This is a genomic window from Streptomyces sp. CB01373 (genome assembly GCF_002803075.1).
Lineage (GTDB): Bacteria > Actinomycetota > Actinomycetes > Streptomycetales > Streptomycetaceae > Streptomyces.
Window position 1 is genome coordinate 43,296 of the sequence record NZ_NNBK01000005.1, and the last position, 14,885, is coordinate 58,180.

Annotated in this window: 11 protein-coding genes; 8 read left to right on the forward strand and 3 right to left on the reverse strand. The window is 72.7% G+C overall.

Annotated elements, in window-relative coordinates; translation table 11 throughout:
• Positions 1 to 35 precede the first annotated feature (35 nt).
• From scy to CG719_RS09095, 6 genes are all read left to right on the forward strand, one after another.
• Positions 36 to 3,848 carry a polarized growth protein Scy gene (scy, locus tag CG719_RS09070; RefSeq protein ID WP_100568020.1) on the forward strand — a complete coding sequence of 1,271 codons (3,813 nt, stop codon included), beginning with the start codon at positions 36 to 38 and terminating at the stop codon, positions 3,846 to 3,848.
• A 182-nt stretch (positions 3,849 to 4,030) separates the two neighbouring features.
• Positions 4,031 to 4,966 carry a cellulose-binding protein gene (locus CG719_RS09075; RefSeq protein ID WP_100568021.1) on the forward strand — a complete coding sequence of 312 codons (936 nt, stop codon included), beginning with the start codon at positions 4,031 to 4,033 and terminating at the stop codon, positions 4,964 to 4,966.
• 103 nt (positions 4,967 to 5,069) lie between these two features.
• Positions 5,070 to 6,038 carry an ABC transporter ATP-binding protein gene (locus CG719_RS09080; protein WP_199836569.1) on the forward strand — a complete coding sequence of 323 codons (969 nt, stop codon included), beginning with the start codon at positions 5,070 to 5,072 and terminating at the stop codon, positions 6,036 to 6,038.
• Between the two features lie 3 nt (positions 6,039 to 6,041).
• Positions 6,042 to 6,812 (forward strand): ABC transporter permease, encoded by a 771-nt coding sequence (locus CG719_RS09085; RefSeq protein WP_100568023.1) that lies wholly within the window; start codon positions 6,042 to 6,044, stop codon positions 6,810 to 6,812.
• Between the two features lie 113 nt (positions 6,813 to 6,925).
• On the forward strand, positions 6,926 to 8,161 hold the full coding sequence (locus tag CG719_RS09090) for an ABC transporter ATP-binding protein (protein ID WP_100568024.1): 1,236 nt from the start codon (positions 6,926 to 6,928) through the stop codon (positions 8,159 to 8,161).
• Positions 8,158 to 9,033: an ABC transporter permease subunit gene (locus CG719_RS09095; protein ID WP_100568025.1), complete on the forward strand. Its 876-nt coding sequence runs from the start codon at positions 8,158 to 8,160 to the stop codon at positions 9,031 to 9,033. The genes CG719_RS09090 and CG719_RS09095 overlap by 4 nt, the downstream gene beginning before the upstream one ends.
• Before the next feature lie 16 nt (positions 9,034 to 9,049).
• Here the strand turns inward: CG719_RS09095 and CG719_RS09100 are convergent, their stop codons facing one another.
• Positions 9,050 to 9,391, reverse strand: a complete 342-nt coding sequence (locus CG719_RS09100; protein ID WP_100568026.1) for an ATP/GTP-binding protein — start codon at positions 9,389 to 9,391, stop codon at positions 9,050 to 9,052.
• Positions 9,392 to 9,614: 223 nt separating this feature from the next.
• Here CG719_RS09100 and CG719_RS09105 point away from each other — a divergent pair, with 223 nt between their 5' ends.
• A complete protein-coding gene (locus tag CG719_RS09105; RefSeq protein WP_100568027.1) occupies positions 9,615 to 10,643 on the forward strand; it encodes an LLM class flavin-dependent oxidoreductase in 1,029 nt (342 codons plus the stop codon).
• A gap of 82 nt (positions 10,644 to 10,725) precedes the next feature.
• On the opposite strand, the gene CG719_RS09110 is transcribed toward CG719_RS09105, so the two are convergent.
• Complete coding sequence (locus CG719_RS09110) at positions 10,726 to 11,118, reverse strand: SCO5389 family protein (RefSeq protein ID WP_100568028.1); 393 nt, start codon at positions 11,116 to 11,118, stop codon at positions 10,726 to 10,728.
• Between the two features lie 300 nt (positions 11,119 to 11,418).
• On the opposite strand from CG719_RS09110, the gene nucS reads away from it, so the two are divergent.
• Positions 11,419 to 12,090, forward strand: coding sequence for an endonuclease NucS (nucS, locus tag CG719_RS09115; RefSeq protein WP_100568266.1), 672 nt, complete (start codon positions 11,419 to 11,421; stop codon positions 12,088 to 12,090).
• Between the two features lie 99 nt (positions 12,091 to 12,189).
• Here the strand turns inward: nucS and CG719_RS09120 are convergent, their stop codons facing one another.
• Positions 12,190 to 14,844, reverse strand: a complete 2,655-nt coding sequence (locus CG719_RS09120) for an ATP-binding protein (RefSeq protein ID WP_100568029.1) — start codon at positions 14,842 to 14,844, stop codon at positions 12,190 to 12,192.
• Positions 14,845 to 14,885 lie beyond the last annotated feature (41 nt).

The window sequence follows — 14,885 nt, forward strand, 5'->3', positions numbered from 1 at the left end:
CAGGGTTGCGACCAGGGGACGGATGGGACCGCGCAGTGCGGGGCTACGAACGCCAGGAGCGAGAGCCGGCGGCTGACGTCGACCACCTCTCTCGGTTCGAGGCCGAGATGGATCGGCTGAAGACCGAGCGGGAAAAGGCGATCCAGCACGCCGAGGACCTCGGCTACCAGGTCGAGGTGCTGCGCGCCAAGCTTCACGAGGCGCGCCGCACCATCATGACCCGGCCCGCCTACGACGGCGCCGACCTCGGCTACCAGGCCGAGCAGTTGCTGCGCAACGCTCAGATGCAGGCCGACCAGATCCGCGCCGACGCCGAGCGCGAGTTGAGCCAGGCCAGAACGCAGACGCAGCGCATCCTCCAGGAGCACGCGGAGCAGGCCGCGCGTCTTCAGGCCGAGCTGCACACCGAGGCGGTCAACCGGCGCCAGCAGCTCGACCAGGAGCTCGCCGAGCGCCGGCAGACCGTCGAGTCGCACGTCAACGAGAACGTGGCGTGGGCGGAGCAACTGCGCGCCCGTACCGAGCAGCAGGCCAGGCGTCTGCTGGACGAGTCCCGCGCCGAGGCCGAGCAGGCCATGGCCGCGGCCCGCGCGGAGGCCGAACGGGTGGCCGCCGAGGCCCGGCAGCGGCTGCAGGGCGAGGCCGAGGCGGCCCGTGCGGAGGCCGAACAGCTCCTGCGCCGCGCCCGCACCGACGCCGAGCGGCTGCTGAACGCCGCCTCCAGCCAGGCCCAGGAGGCCACCGACCACGCCGAGCAGCTCCGCTCGGCCACCGCCAGCGAGTCGGACGCCGCCCGCCGGCAGGCCGCCGAGCTGAGCCGGTCCGCCGAGCAGCGCATGGCCGACGCCGAGGAGGCGTTGCGCAAGGCGCAGACCGAGGCCGGCAAGCTGGTCACCGAGGCCGAGGACGCCGCGGCCAAGACGCTCGCCGGTGCCGAGGCGGCCAAGGAGCAGCGCACGCGCACCGCCAAGGAGCAGGTCGCCCGGCTGGTGCAGGAGGCCACCAAGGAGGCCGAGGCCACCAAGTCCGAGGCCGAGCAGCTGGTCGCGGACGCCCGCGCCGAGGCGGAGAAGGTCGTCGCGGAGGCCTCCGAGAAGGCCCGCACGATCACCGCCGAGGAGAGCGCCACCCAGCTGTCCAAGGCGGCCAAGACCGCCGAGGACGTGCTGAACAAGGCGGCGGAGGACGCCAGGAGGACCACCAAGGCGGCGTCCGAGGAGGCCGAGCGGGTCCGCAAGGAGGCCGAGGCCGAGGCGGACCGGCTGCGCGCCGAGGCGCACGACCTCGCCGAGCAGCTCAAGGGCGCCGCCAAGGACGACACCAAGGAGTACCGCGCCAAGACGGTCGAACTCCAGGAGGAGGCCCGCCGGCTGCGCGGCGAGGCCGAGCAGCTGCGGGCCGACGCGGTCGCCGAGGGCGAGAGGATCCGCGCCGAGGCCCGCCGCGAGGCCGTGGCGCAGATCGAGGAGGCGGCCAAGTCCGCCGAGGAGCTGCTGGCCAAGGCGAAGGCCGACGCCGACGAGCTGCGCGGCACCGCGCAGAGCGACAGCGAGAAGGTCCGCACCGAGGCCATCGAGCGGGCCACCACCCTGCGCCGGCAGGCCGAGGAGACCCTGGAGCGCACCCGCAAGGAGGCCGAGCGGCACCGCGCCGAGGCCGAGGAGCAGGCCGAGTCGCTCAAGGCGGACGCCGAGCGGGCCGCGCTCGAGCTGCGCGAGGAGACCGAGGAAGCGGTCGCCGCCCGGAAGGCGGAGGCCGCCGAGGAGCTCACCCGGCTGCACACCGAGGCCGAGGAGCGGCTCGCGAAGGCCGAGAAGGCGCTCGGCGAGGCCCGCGAGGAGGCCTCCCGCATCCGCCGTGAGGCGGCGGAGGAGGCCGAGCGGCTGCGCACCGAGGCCGCCGAGCGCATCCGGACGCTGCAACAGCAGGCGGAGACGGAGGCCGAGCGGCTGCGCGACGCGGCCGCCGCCGACGCGGCCGCCTCCCGCGCCGAGGGAGAGGCCGTCGCCGTACGGCTGCGCTCGGAGGCCGCCGCGGAGGCCGAGCGGCTCAAGGCGGAGGCGCAGGACACCGCGGACCGGGTGCGCACGGAGGCGCAGGCCGCCGCGGAACGGCTCGGCGCGGAGGCGTCCGAGACGCTGGCCGCCGCCCAGGAGGAGGCCGCCCGGCGCCGCCGCGAGGCCGAGGAGCTGCTCGGTGCCGCGCGCGCCGAGGCCGACCAGGAGCGGGAGCGGGCCCGCGAGCAGAGCGAGGAGCTGCTGGCCTCGGCGCGCAAGCGGGTGGAGGAGGCGCAGGCCGAGGCCACCCGTCTGGTGGAGGAGGCCGACCGGCGCGCCACCGAGATGGTGTCGGCCGCCGAGCAGCACGCGCAGCAGGTGCGGGACTCCGTCGCCGGGCTGCACGACCAGGCTCAGGAGGAGATCGCCGGGCTGCGTTCGGCCGCCGAGCACGCGGCGGAGCGCACCCGCAGGGAGGCCGAGGAGGAGGCGGACCGGGTCCGCACCGACGCCTACGCCGAGCGGGAGCGGGCGAGCGAGGACGCGGGCCGGCTGCGCAGCGAGGCGCGGGAGGAGACCGAGGCCGCCAAGGTGCTCGCCGAGCGGACCGTGTCCGAGGCGATCACGGAGGCGGAGCGGATCCGCACGGACGTCTCCGAGCACGCCCAGCGGGTGCGCACCGAGGCCTCCGACACCATCGCGCAGGCCGAGCAGGACGCCTCGCGCACCCGCGCGGAGGCCCGTGAGGACGCCAACCGCATCCGGACGGATGCGGCCACCCAGGCGGACACCCTCATCTCCGAGGCACGCTCGGAGGCGGAGCGGCTCCAGACGGAGACGATCGCGGAGGCGGACCAGGTCCGTGCCGAGTCCGTCGCCAAGGCGGAGAAGCTGATCTCGGACGCCACCGGGGACGCGGAGCGGCTGCGCGCCGGCGCCGCCGAGACGGTCGGCGCCGCGCAGGCGCACGCCGAGCGGGTCCGCACGGAGGCCGAGCGGGTCAGGTCGGACGCGCGGGCGGAGGCCGAGCGGACCCTGGACGACGCCCGCCGGGACGCCAACAAGCGGCGCTCGGAGGCCGCCGAGCAGGTCGACACCCTCATCAACGAGACGGCCGCCGAGGCCGACAAGCTGCTCACCGAGGCGCAGGCGAGCGCGGTCAAGACGAAGGCGGACGCCGAGTCCCAGGCCGACACGATGGTGGGCGCGGCCCGCAATGAGGCCGACCGGATCCTGTCCGGGGCGAGGGTCGAGGGCAACTCCACGGTGGAGAAGGCCCGTACGGACGCGGACGGACTGCTCGTCGGCGCCCGCCGGGACGCCACGCAGATCCGCGAGCGCGCGGAGGAGCTGCGCGAGCGCCTGACGACCGAGATCGAGGAGCTGCACGAGCGGGCCCGCCGCGAGGCGGCCGAGACGATGAAGTCGGCGGGCGACCGCTGCGACGCGCTCGTCAAGGCGGCCGAGGAGCAGCTCGCCAGGGCGCAGTCCAAGGCGAAGGAGATCGTCTCGGAGGCCAACTCCGAGGCGGGCAAGGTGCGGATCGCCGCGGTGAAGAAGGCCGAGGGGCTGCTGAAGGAGGCCGAGCAGAAGAAGGCCACGCTCGTGAAGGAGGCCGAGGAACTCAAGGCCGAGGCGGTCCACGAGGCCCGGCGCACGGTCGAGGAGGGCAAGCGGGAGCTGGAGATCCTGGTGCGCCGGCGCGAGGACATCAACACCGAGATCTCCCGGGTGCAGGACGTGCTGGAGGCACTGGAGTCGTTCGAGGCGCCGTCCGGGAAGGACGGTGCGGTGAAGGCTGGAGCGACGGTGGGGGCACCCCGGTCGGGTGGCAAATCGTCAGACGGATAGCCTGGAGGGGGATTCCGGCCTTCTGGGTGGTTTGACCCGTTCTCTTGGCAAGCCTTGGGACGGTCAGCCACCCAAAAGAGGTGTCATTCTCCAGATCAAACACGTATCCGCTCGATGACACACCGCTTCGGCCCCTAGGATTCCACCTATCACCTCACCGGTCTCATTCGGACAGGAACCCCATGAGCGACACTTCCCCCTACGGCTTCGAGCTTGTGCGGCGTGGGTACGACCGCGCTCAGGTGGACGAACGAATCTCCAAGCTCGTCTCCGACCGTGACAGTGCTCTCGCCCGCATCACCGCCCTGGAGAAGCGCATCGAGGAGCTCCACCTCGAGACGCAGAACGCCCAGGCCCAAGTCGGCGACGCCGAACCGTCGTACGCGGGCCTCGGCGCGCGGGTCGAGAAGATCCTCCGCCTCGCCGAGGAGGAGGCCAAGGATCTGCGTGAGGAGGCCCGGCGCGCGTCCGAACAGCACCGCGAACTCGCCGAGTCGGCGGCCCAGCAGGTTCGCAACGACGCCGAGTCCTTCGCCGCGGACCGCAAGTCCAAGGCCGAGGACGAGGGCGTCCGGATCGTCGAGAAGGCCAAGGGCGAGGCCTCCCAGCTGCGCTCCGACGCGCAGAAGGACGCGCAGTCCAAGCGTGAGGAGGCGGACGCCCTCTTCGAGGAGACCCGCGCCAAGGCCGCACAGGCCGCCGCCGACTTCGAGACGAACCTCGCCAAGCGGCGCGAGCAGTCCGAGCGGGACCTGGCCTCCCGTCAGGCCAAGGCCGAGAAGCGGCTGGCGGAGATCGAGCACCGTGCCGAGCAGCTCCGCCTGGAGGCGGAGAAGCTGCGCACCGACGCCGAGCGCCGCGCCCGCCAGACGGTGGAGACGGCCCAGCGCCAGGCCGAGGACATCGTGGCCGACGCCAACGCCAAGGCCGACCGCATCCGTTCGGAATCCGAGCGCGAGCTCGCGGCGCTCACCAACCGCCGCGACTCCATCAACGCGCAGCTGACGAACGTGCGCGAGATGCTGGCGACCCTCACCGGTGCCGCGGTGGCCGCCGCGGCCGCGCCGACCGAGGACGAGCCGATCTCCCGCGGCGTTCCGGCCCAGCAGTCCCGCTGAACGGCGTTCGCCGGGCCCGACCGCGGCTGACATCCGCCGCTGAACGCGAAGCTCTCTGCCCCAGGGGTGGCGGAGAGCTTCGCGGCGTTCTAGCGTGTCTGCCATGATCGAACTGGAGGGGTTGAGCAAGCGGTACGGGGACAAGCTGGCAGTCGACGGCCTCACCTTCACCGTCCGGCCGGGTACCGTCACCGGGTTCCTCGGGCCCAACGGCGCCGGGAAGTCCACGACGATGAGGATGATCCTCGGCCTCGACCGGCCCACCGCCGGGTACGTCCGCATCGACGGCAGGCACTACCAGGAGCTCAAGGATCCGCTGACGTACATCGGCGCCCTGCTGGACGCCAAGGCCATGCACGGCGGGCGCAGCGCCTACAACCACCTGCTGTGCCTCGCCCAGAGCAACGGCATCCCCACCCACCGGGTGAACGAGGTCCTGGACACCGTCGGACTGACCCCGGTGGCGCGGAAGAAGGCGAAGGGCTTCTCGCTCGGCATGAGCCAGCGGCTCGGCATCGCCGGCGCGCTGCTCGGCGACCCGCGGATCCTGATGTTCGACGAGCCGGTCAACGGCCTCGACCCCGAGGGCATCCACTGGATCCGCGGTCTGATGAAGTCCCTCGCCGCCCAGGGCCGTACGGTGTTCGTCTCCTCGCACCTGATGAGCGAGATGGCGCTGACCGCGGACCACCTCGTCGTCATCGGACAGGGCCGACTGCTCGCCGACACCACCATGGCCGACTTCATCGAGCGCAACTCCCGTTCCCACGTGCGGGTCCGCAGCCCGCAGCCCGAGCGTCTGCTCGACGTGCTGCACGAGGCCGGGATCACCGCCGTGCCGGGCGAGGCCGGGCTGCTCCAGGTCGAGGGCGGCAAGGCGGAGCGCATCGGGGAGCTGGCCGCACAGCACCAGGTCGTGCTGCACGAGCTGAGCAGTCAGCAGTCGTCGCTCGAGGAGGCGTTCATGCGGCTGACGGCCGGTGCGGTGGAGTACCACGCGCACACCTCAGAGGCCGCGCCGGAAGGGGCGCCCGCCCAGCCGTCGGGCGCCGACAGTGAGAAGGAGGGCTGAGCGATGGCGGCGACTCAGGTCATCAGGTCCGAGTGGACCAAGATCCGGTCGGTGGCGTCCACGGTGTGGACGCTGTCCCTGACGGCGGTCGTCACGATCGCCCTCGGCATGCTGCTCTCGGCCCTGTCGAAGCACGAGTTCGGCAACATGGACGCGCGGGACCGGGTCTCCTTCGACCCGACGTACGTCAGCTTCGCAGGCATGGGCCTCGGCCAGCTCGCGATGATCGTGTTCGCGGTACTGGTGGTGTCCAACGAGTACAGCACCGGCATGATCCGCACGTCGCTGGCCGCCGTCCCGCAGCGCGGGGCCTTCCTGGCGAGCAAGGTGGCGGTGGCCGCCGGGCTGGCCCTCGTGGTCGGCATGGTCACCAGCTTCGCCTCGTTCTTCCTCGGACAGGCGATGCTCGGCTCGATCGGCACCTCCCTCGGCGAGCCGGGTGTGCTGCGCGCGGTCGTCGGCGGCGGCCTCTACATGACGCTCATCGCGCTGTTCTCCATGGGCGTCACCGTGATGCTGCGCTCGCCGATGCTGTCGCTGGGCATCCTGATGCCGTTCTTCTTCCTGATCTCGAACATCCTGGGCAATGTCTCGGCGACGAAGAAGGTCGGCCGGTTCCTGCCCGACCAGGCCGGCAGTCGCATCATGCAGGTGGTCCCCCGGGTCGGCGACGACACCCCCTACGGTCCCTGGGGCGGCCTCGGGATCATGCTGCTGTGGGTGATCGCGGCGCTCGCGGGAGGGTACGCACTACTGCGGAAGCGGGACGCCTGAGCACGCAGGTTTTTTACTTCCCTTTGGGCGGAACCGTCAGCGCCCGGATATCCTCCTAACCCTTACGGGGGGCATGTGCCCCGCTGAGCTGAACCGTTCGATGGGTGCGGAGCATGATCGAGGCAGTCGGCCTGACCAAGCGCTATGGCGACAAGACCGCCGTGGACAATCTCTCCTTCCATGTGCGGCCGGGTGCCGTCACCGGCTTCCTCGGTCCGAACGGCTCGGGCAAGTCGACGACGATGCGGATGATCCTGGGGCTGGACAACCCCACCTCGGGAATGGTGACGATCGGCGGCCATCCGTACCGCACGCTGCCGAACGCGCCCCGCCAGGTCGGCGCCCTGCTGGACGCGAAGGCGGTGCACGGCGGCCGGTCCGCGCGCAACCACCTGCTGTCCCTGGCGCAGCTTTCCGGCATCCCGGCCCGCCGTGTCGACGAGGTGCTCGGGGTCGTCGGCCTCCAGGACGTGGCGAGGAGACGCTCCAAGGGCTTCTCCCTCGGTATGGGCCAGCGGCTTGGCATCGCCGCCGCGCTGCTCGGCGACCCGCAGGTGCTGCTGTTCGACGAGCCGGTGAACGGTCTCGACCCCGAGGGCATCCTCTGGGTGCGCAATCTGATGAAGTCGCTGGCGGCGGAGGGACGGACTGTGTTCGTCTCCAGTCACCTGATGAGCGAGATGGCGCTGACCGCCGACCACCTCATCGTCATCGGGCGCGGGCAGCTGCTCGCCGACATGAGCGTGACGGACTTCATCTCCGCGAACTCCGCGGACTTCGCGCGGGTCCGCACACCCGACACCGAGCCGCAGCAGCGGGAGAAGCTGACGTCTGCGCTGACCGAGGCGGGCGGGCACGTGCTGCCCGAGCAGGACGGCGCGCTGCGCGTGACCGGGCTGCCGCTGGCGCGCATCAGCGACCTCGCGCACGGGGCGGACGTACGCCTGTGGGAGCTGTCGCCGCACCAGGCCTCGCTGGAGGAGGCGTACATGCGGATGACCCAGGGGGTCGTCGACTACCGCTCCACCATCGACCAGAAGGCCGGACTGATGCAGCCCCTGCCGCCCGGCGCCGAGCCGGCGATGCCGGTGCCCGGTCAGGGCCAGCCCGGCTGGTACGCGCCGCCACCGCCCCAGCCGGGCGGACACCCGTACGCGGGCTCGCAGCCGAACCCGTACGCGGCTCCGGGCTCGGGCCACCCGGGCCCCTACGGCGCCCCGGGCGCGGGCACCGCGAACCCGTACGCGCAGAGCGCCCCGCAGGCCCCGCAGGTACCCGCCCAGCCCGCCGCCGCGCCGCAGGCCCCCGCATCCGCCGACGACTCCGCCAAGCCCGAGGACGACCGATGAGCACGCCGCAGACTCCTGTGCCGCAGGCCGCGCCGCCCGCCTGGGAGGCGGCGGCCGGTTCCACCCACCCCGGCTACACCTCGCCGATACCCGTCGTGCGCACGCACCTCGGGCACGCCATCGCCTCGGAGTGGACGAAGATCAAGTCGGTGCGCTCCACGATGTGGACGCTCGGGGTGTTCATCCTGCTGGTGGTCGGGATCGGACTACTGATCGGCCTGTTCATCTCCAATGCGGCCGGTGAGCTGAACGGCGACGAGAACATGCTGTCGATGGGCTTCTTCGGGCTGCTGCTCGGCAGCATCTGCATCATCACGCTCGGCGTGCTGACCACGGCCTCGGAGTACGGCACCGGCATGATCCGGACCACGATGACGGCGTGCCCAACCCGTGGGCGGGTGCTCACGGCCAAGGCGGTGGTGTTCTTCCTGGTCGCGTTCACGGTGACGCTGGTCTCCACCGGCGTGGTCGGCCTCGCGCAGACGGCCCTGCTGCAGGGCATCGGCGCCCGGCAGCCCACCGGTGCGGAGTGGTTCAAGGCCACCGTCGGCGTCAGCCTCTTCATGGCCCTGCTCGGGCTGATCTCGCTCGTCATCGGCTCGGTGCTGCGGCACTCGGCGGGCGCCATCACGATCATGATCGGTGTCGTGCTCGCCCCGCTGGTGATCGCGCTGTTCATGATCACGCACTCGCTGGAGAAGGTGCGCGAGTTCCTGTTCGAGTACTCGATCCCGAACCAGCTGAGCGTCTTCTACTCCAACTCCCTCACCAGTTCCGGCCCGACCGGATGGGACCCGCTGTGGATCCTGCTGGGCGCGACGGCCGTCGCGTTCGCCGGCGCCTGGGCCCTGCTGCGCACGCGGGACGTGTGAGCGACGGGAACCGCGGCTAGAACCGCGGCGCGTTACGGGACCGCTGCACCCTTGTGGTGCGGCGGTCCTTGGCGTTCCAGCACGCCTTGTGCCAGTGCCGGCGGTCGTCCACGCCCGCGTGCTGGGGCCAGGCCACCACGTGCGGGACGCCGGAGGGGATCAGCTGGTCGCAGCCGGGACAGCGGTACGTCTTGCCCTCGGCGGCGGAGCCCGCGACATGGCGCACGCTGAAGTCCTCGCCCTGCCAGCTCTCGGTGGACTGCCAACCGCCGTAGCGGCCCCCGCCGTCGTCCTCGGCGCTCCGGCCGGACGAGGCGGCGCCTCTTCCACCCTTGGATCGGTTGCGGCGGGGGGACACGGGACACCTCACGAAACTGTGCGGAAGACAGGGACCTTCTCCAGCGTACGCGGCGCCACCGCGGGCATGTGGGGAGAACCAACCACCACAAGTCCCCTTCCCGGACGACCCATTCCGCAGACAATCCGCAAATCTCTTCGCCAGGCCGTGTCCTCGGCACGTGTCCCCCGGTTATGCCGGGTGGGGGAGCTCCGTGTCGGAGCCGAGGAAGCAGGAAAGAGCAATGCGCGTTGGAAGTTTCGTGCTGGCGGCCCAGTTCCCCGGGCAGGGCCAAGGCGAGGCGCTGCACCGGGCGGTCCGCTCCGCGGAGGTCGCCGAGGAGGCCGGTCTCGACGCGGTCTGGCTGGGCGAGCACCACTTCGTCCCGTACGGGACGTGCCCGTCCGCGATCACTCTGGCCGCGCTGCTGCTCGGCCGCACCCGCCGGCTGCGGGTGGGTACAGCGGTCAGCGTGCTGCCCACGGTCCACCCGGTGGCGCTCGGCGAGCAGGCGGCGCTGCTGCACATGACGAGCGGCGGGCGGTTCTCGCTCGGCGTCGGGCGCGGCGGCCCGTGGGTGGACCTGGAAGTGTTCGGCATGGGACTGGAGGCGTACGAGAAGGGGTTCCCCGAGTCGCTCGACCTGCTGACGCGCTGGCTGCGCGAGCCGTCGGTGTCGGCCTCGGGCGAGCGGTTCGCCTTCCGCGAGGTCCCCGTCGTACCGCGCCCGTCGGAGGCGCTGACCCAGGTCCCGGGTCCCGAGGTCGTCGTCGCCTGCACCTCCGCGGCGAGCGTGCGGCTGGCCGCCGAGCGCGGGCTGCCGATGCTGCTGGGGATGCACATCGGGGACGAGGAGAAGGCCGAGATGGTCGCCCACTGGCAGCGGTGCGCGCGGGCGGCCGGCCGGACGGGCGAGGAGATCCGGGGCGCCGCCCATGTATCGGCGGGCGTCTGTCAGATCGCGGACCGGCGCACGGACGCGGTGGAGACCCTGCTGAAGGCGATGCCGGGCTGGCTGAAACAGGGTCTCGACGCCCATGTCACCGTGGACGGACGGGCCCGCGGGATGCGCGATCCGCTGGAGTACACCGAACTGCTCTGCGGGCTGCACCCGGTCGGCACCCCGCGGCTGTGCGCCGACCGGCTCGCGGCCACCACCGAGCGGACCGGCATCTCCCGCTTCGCCCTGTTCACCGAGGGCTCGGGTGATCTGGCGGCGACGGAGGAGAACCTGCGACGGCTCGGCGCCGAGGTACTGCCCGAGCTGCGGTGACCGGGGGCACGACGTGGGAGGCTTGCCGCCCCTGAAGTCCGAGCACTCCCGTGGACGGAGCGGCAAGCATCGACTCACGGCATCAGCAGTCCCGCAGCTCCGGGGACTGGTTGAGGAGCTGGCTGCGCACCGAGGTGAAACGGGCCAGCGTCTCGTCGGCCGAGGCGTCCAGCGGGAACACCGCCACCCGGTGGCAGTTCTGGAAGGCGAGCCGCACGCCGAAGTGCCGCTGAAGCGCGCCGCGCATGGCGTCACTCGCCAGCACACGCAGCAGTTGACCGCGTGCGTACTCGTCCGGCGGGGGCGTCTGGTTGTCGGCGAACTGGCCGCCGTCCACCTTCAGCTGGGCCACCAGGGAGCTGATCATCTCCCACGCGTAGGGCAGGGAGGTCCGGACGCAGTCGACGAAGTCAGCTTCGTCGACCTCGCCTCGCTCGGCCTGTTCGAGTAGGGCCGGTGAGACGTCGAGCGACATGGGTACTCCTCTCGCACCCCCGAACAACAGGGGTTGCCGGACAGATAAGGGGGCACGCGACTCCCAATACGGTGAGTACACGGATCGCGACCTCCCGTTCACTACGGTAGGCACAAGAACGGACGCCCACCAGGCGAATGCATATACAGACCGGGCTAGTTGGGCACACAATCGGCCACAAGTGAACACGGGTGATCCAGGGAAAAATGGGGCGACCCACAGGGAGTCCCGATCCCCGCCCCGCTGGAGGTCCCCGGGCGAATCGCGCGCAGGGCCGTCCGTCCAGTAGCGTTGCCGACCATGCGTCTCGTCATTGCCCGGTGCTCCGTGGACTACGCCGGCCGGCTCACCGCCCATCTGCCGTCAGCGCCCCGTCTGATCCTGGTCAAGGCGGACGGCAGCGTCTCGATCCACGCGGACGACCGCGCCTACAAGCCCCTGAACTGGATGTCCCCGCCCTGCACGCTCAAGGAGGGCACCGGTGACGAGGAAGGCGTCTGGACCGTCGTCAACAAGGCGGGCGAGAAGCTCATCATCACGATGGAGGAGGTCCTGCACGACTCCTCGCACGAACTCGGCGTGGATCCGGGGCTGATCAAGGACGGCGTGGAAGCACACCTCCAGGAGCTGCTCGCCGACCGCATCGAGACGCTCGGCGACGGCTACACGCTGATCCGCCGCGAATACATGACGGCCATCGGCCCGGTCGACATCCTGTGCCGGGACGCCGAGGGACGGACGGTCGCGGTCGAGATCAAGCGGCGCGGCGAGATCGACGGCGTGGAGCAGCTCACCCGCTATCTCGAACTGCTGAACCGCGATCCCCACCTGGCCCCGGTTCGCGGCGTCTTCGCGGCCCAGGAGATCAAGCCGCAGGCCCGCGTCCTCGCCACCGACCGCGGCATCGGCTGCCAGGTACTGGACTACGACGCCCTGCGCGGCATCGAGGACGACAAGCTGCGGCTGTTCTGACAACCGGCCGCGGCCGGTCCGAGGACGGCCGCGGCGCTCTCGTACGACACCGGGGGCCGGGTCCGTATGACACGGACCCGGCCCCCGGTTCTGCGTACGTCAGGCGACCGTCGCGGTGCCGGACGCCGTCGGAGGCGTGCCGCTCTCGGAGGTGTCGGCCGGCGGGGCGGCCGAGAGGCCGGACGCCGGCGACGAGGTGCCGCCCGACGGCTCTCCGGACGTGCCTTCGGGGGGGCTGGTGGTGGCCCCTCCCGAGGAGTCGCCGCTGGGCTCTCCCGAGCTTCCGCCCGTGGGATCGCCGCTTCCTCCGGCGGAGGAGCCGCCGCCACTCGTGGGGCCGCCTCCGCCGCCGCTGGAAGGGCCTCCGCTGTTTCCGCCCGGCGTGCCGCCGCCCGTGCCCCCGGTCTTCCCGCCGTTCGACCCACCCGTCTTCCCGCCGGTGCCGCCGCCCGGGGACCCGGTGGAGTCCGACGGCTTGGGGGTCTTGGACGAGGAGCCCGAGGAGGTGCCGTCGCCGGACGGCGCGAGGCTCTCCGAGGGCTCGGCGCCGCCCGGCGCCGGGTCCTCGGACGTGCCGGAGGCGGTGCCGTGGCCCGGATCCGTCGGCCGGCTGGTCGCCGTGCCGGTGTCGTCTCCTCCGCTGCGGTCCTGCTCCGGGGTGTCGGCGCCGAGGCTGCCGTCGTCCAGGTCCTGGCCGGCGGACGGATTGACGTTGTCGGAGGGGGCGTCGGGACCGTTCTGTGAGGTGGCGCCGAGCGTCACCACGGTGCCGAGGACGGCCGCGAGCAGCGCGCCCGCGCCGGCGGCCACGAGGTTGCGCCGGGCCAGGCCCTTGAGGCCGACGCGGTGCTTGGCCGGGGCGTACGGGCCGGACGGCGAACCGGGGACCGACGCCTTGTAGGTGACCAGCGTGGAGGTGTCCGGGCCGGGCGGCTGGAGCGCCGGGAAGGGCGCGGGCACCCCGCCCGCCGGGGACGCCGACTCCTCGGTGCGGGCGTCGGGCACCTCCTCGCCCGCCGTCGCGCCGAGGCCCACCGCCGTGCCGGAGCGGTCGGCGACCAGGGCGAGGGCGCGGCGCCCGGCGACCGTGCCGCGCTTGTCGGCGAGCGCGCCACGCAGCCCGATGGAGGCCTCCAGCTCGGCACGCGCCCGGTCGAGCTGACCGCCGCAGAGCGCGATGATGCCCAGCTCGTGGTGGAAGTAGGCCTGTTCGGCGACCTCTCCGGCGAGCCGGGAGGCCTCGGTGCCGTAACGCAGCGCCCGTGCCCAGGCGTTCCAGTCGAGGCCCGCCGCGAACGCGGGGGCGGCGGCGCGGGCGAGACGCAGGGCCGTGCTCTCCCCGCCCCCGGCGGACGGCGCGGTGACCGGCACCAGGACGGCCAGCGCGGCGAGCAGGGCGTCCGCCTCGGCGCACACCCGCTCCGGCGCGACCGAGGGATGGCCGGCCCACCAGATGTAGTGGCGGGCCGCGGTGACGGCCTGCTCCTCGGCGTCCTCGCCGTACCCGGCGGCCTCCAACTGGGTCAGCACACCGGCGGCGAGCCGGTGGCGGGGGCCGGCCGGGGTGACCAGGCCGCAGCTCGCCAGCTCGCCGAGCGCGGCGTCGGCGTGGGTGTCGCCGACCAGCGCGGGCAGGTGCGACTGGTGGGGCACCTCGCCGCCGAGCGCGACGGCGAACCGCAGCGTGGCCCGCGCGGAGGCGCTCAGCCGGGAGGCGAGCAGCGGGGCGGGCGCGGCGGCCTCGCCGAGCGAGGGCAGGGGCAGTTCCTCGCCGTCGCCGTCGTCCAGGACGGCGTCCGCGGGCGGCGCGTCCGCGAAGACGCCGAACTCCTCGACGGCGCTGGTACCGGCCCGCAGCTGGTCGTGCTGGCTCAGCAGGGCACCGGCCTGCACGAAGCGCAGCGGCAGGCCCTCGGACTCGAACCAGAGGTCCCCGGCCCAGTTGGCCTCCTCCTCGGTGAGCACACGGCCGACGGCGCGCTCGATGAGTTCGACTCCGCCGGCCCGGTCCAGGCTGCTGAGGGCGACCTCCTCGATCTCCGACTCCGCGGACGGCGCCGGCACGTCCGGGGTCGCGCAGAGCAGGAAGGCGCATTCGGGGGTGGCGTCGATCAGTTCGTCGAGCGCGCCGCCGCCGAGCTCGATGTCGTCCACCATGACGACCGCGCCGATCTCACCGACGTACGCGAGCAGTTCGTCCGGGTCCGGCCGGTAGCGCGGGGCGCTGTGCACGGCGTGGAAGAGGTCGTGCAGCAGGTCGCCCGCGGTGCGGCGGTAGCCGCTGAGCCGGACGACGCCGTCGGGGGCGAGGTCCGCGCAGTCCTCGGCGACGAGGTCGAGCAGGCTGGTGCGGCCGGAGCCGCCCGGCCCGGTCAGGCGTACGGAGCGGCCGCGGGCGAGCAGCCGTACCAGTTGCTCGCGCTCGTCCTGGCGCTCCAGGAGCGGCAGTGCGGACGGGGCGGGGCCGGGCAGGGCGGGCGGTACCGCCCCGCGGTCGTGCTCGGCCCGCTCGGCCGGTGTGTACTTGCGCGGCCGGTCGGGGTGCTCGCCGGGCGGGCAGACCTCGATCTCGCTGCCGTCCACGGGGTTGACGGTGAGCAGGAAGTCGCCCGAGACGAGCTGCGCCGTGCGGGCCGGCGCGGGCGCGTGCTGGACGAAGTCGGATGCGAGGGAATCCCTGGGCGGGCGCCGGCCCGGCACGTGGCCGTCGCCGCCATGGCCCATGTCCTCGGGTTCCCGGGTGTTCGGGTCCATAGGTTCCAACCCCCCAAAAGCGTCGTGTGCCGACCACGGCC

Coding starts and splice junctions, on each gene's coding strand:
- CG719_RS09120 (WP_100568029.1), bottom strand. CDS start 14,844: ATGGACCCGAACACCCGGGAACCCGAGGACATGGGCCATGGCGGCGAC.
- CG719_RS09080 (WP_199836569.1), top strand. CDS start 5,070: ATGATCGAACTGGAGGGGTTGAGCAAGCGGTACGGGGACAAGCTGGCA.
- nucS (WP_100568266.1), top strand. CDS start 11,419: ATGCGTCTCGTCATTGCCCGGTGCTCCGTGGACTACGCCGGCCGGCTC.
- CG719_RS09095 (WP_100568025.1), top strand. CDS start 8,158: ATGAGCACGCCGCAGACTCCTGTGCCGCAGGCCGCGCCGCCCGCCTGG.
- CG719_RS09110 (WP_100568028.1), bottom strand. CDS start 11,118: ATGTCGCTCGACGTCTCACCGGCCCTACTCGAACAGGCCGAGCGAGGC.
- CG719_RS09075 (WP_100568021.1), top strand. CDS start 4,031: ATGAGCGACACTTCCCCCTACGGCTTCGAGCTTGTGCGGCGTGGGTAC.
- CG719_RS09105 (WP_100568027.1), top strand. CDS start 9,615: ATGCGCGTTGGAAGTTTCGTGCTGGCGGCCCAGTTCCCCGGGCAGGGC.
- CG719_RS09090 (WP_100568024.1), top strand. CDS start 6,926: ATGATCGAGGCAGTCGGCCTGACCAAGCGCTATGGCGACAAGACCGCC.
- CG719_RS09085 (WP_100568023.1), top strand. CDS start 6,042: ATGGCGGCGACTCAGGTCATCAGGTCCGAGTGGACCAAGATCCGGTCG.